This is a genomic window from Streptomyces sp. SID3343 (assembly GCF_009865215.1).
In the GTDB taxonomy this organism is placed as follows: Bacteria; Actinomycetota; Actinomycetes; order Streptomycetales; family Streptomycetaceae; genus Embleya.
Map to the genome: position 1 here is coordinate 1 of NZ_WWJX01000206.1, position 1,169 is coordinate 1,169.

Here is a 1,169-nt window from a genome sequence, read left to right on the forward strand (position 1 = left end):
CAAGCCGATCAGTGGGCGCTGACGCGCCACGAGCGCGGCCGAGTCCCGCTCCCGGGCGAAGCCCATCCCGTGGGCGCGAAGCGCCGTCATCCGCAGCCGGACCTCCCGACCCGAGCACAGCCAGACCGCCGGCAGGCGCGCGAGCCGGGGCCGGGGGCCGCGGGGCCGGACCACGCCGCTCCGACGCCGTAAAACCGCAGCCCACCGGCGAAACGCAACGGGTGGTGCGGGTGGGAACCACTCCCAAGCCCACCAAAACCGAAACCGCAGCAGCGCGCCCCGCCGACCCGCTCTCGGGCGAGGCCCCCCCACAGCCCCGAGCCAAAAGCCGGACCGCGAGGCCGGACCACGCCACCCCGGTCGCCGTAAAACCGCAGCCCAAAACGCAAAACGCAACGGGTGGTGCGGGTGGGACCACATCCCAAGCCCACCAAGGCGCAACCGCAGCGCACACACCCACCCGAAAAACCCCGCAGGGCCATGCGGCCACGAGCGAGGCTATGGGCGGGACAACGATCTCGGGCCCAGGTCCGTCCGGGCCGGTGGGCGGGAGAGGCGGATTCGCGCGCCCAGGACGTGGGTGCCTTCCGTGGCGACCATGACCGGGTTGAGTTCGATCGAGGTGACCTGGGGGAGGTCGTCGGCCAGCCGGGAGAGCCGAAGCAGTAGATCTTCCAGGGCCGAGACGTCCACGGGCCGCGCACCACGGTGCCCGAACAGCATGGGCGCCGCGCGCACTTCGCGGACCAGGTCGGCCACGTCGTGGTCCGTCGCGGGGACGAGGCGGTGGGCCACGTCGCCCAGGAGTTCGGTGGCGGGGCCGGCCAGGCCGAAGGACAGGACCGCGCCGAAGGAGTCGTCGTAGTTGAGGCCCAGGACCGTGGCGATGCCGTGCGGGGCCATCGGCTGGACCACCAGGCGGGCCTGGTCCGGGCCGCCGAGCCGCAGGGTCATCTCGGCGAAGACTCGGCGCAGGCCGGCCTCCGCGCCGATGTCCAGGCGTACGCCGTCGATGTCGACCCGGTGGCGCAGGTGTTCGGCGATCGTCTTGAGCACGACCGGGTAGCCCACCTGTTCCGCCGCCCGTACCGCCGCGTCCGCGCTGTCCACCCGCACGGCGGGGAGCAGGGTGATGCCGTAGCAGGCCAGTAGGTCGGCCGCGTCCGCCG

Annotated in this window: 1 protein-coding gene; it reads right to left on the reverse strand. The window is 73.2% G+C overall.

Going from position 1 to position 1,169, the window contains the following annotated elements; all coding sequences use genetic code 11:
- Positions 1–498: 498 nt before the first annotated feature.
- Positions 499–1,169, reverse strand: a 671-nt coding sequence (locus tag GT354_RS07430; protein ID WP_202511604.1) for an acetate--CoA ligase family protein, incomplete at its 5' end; no start/stop codon positions are given.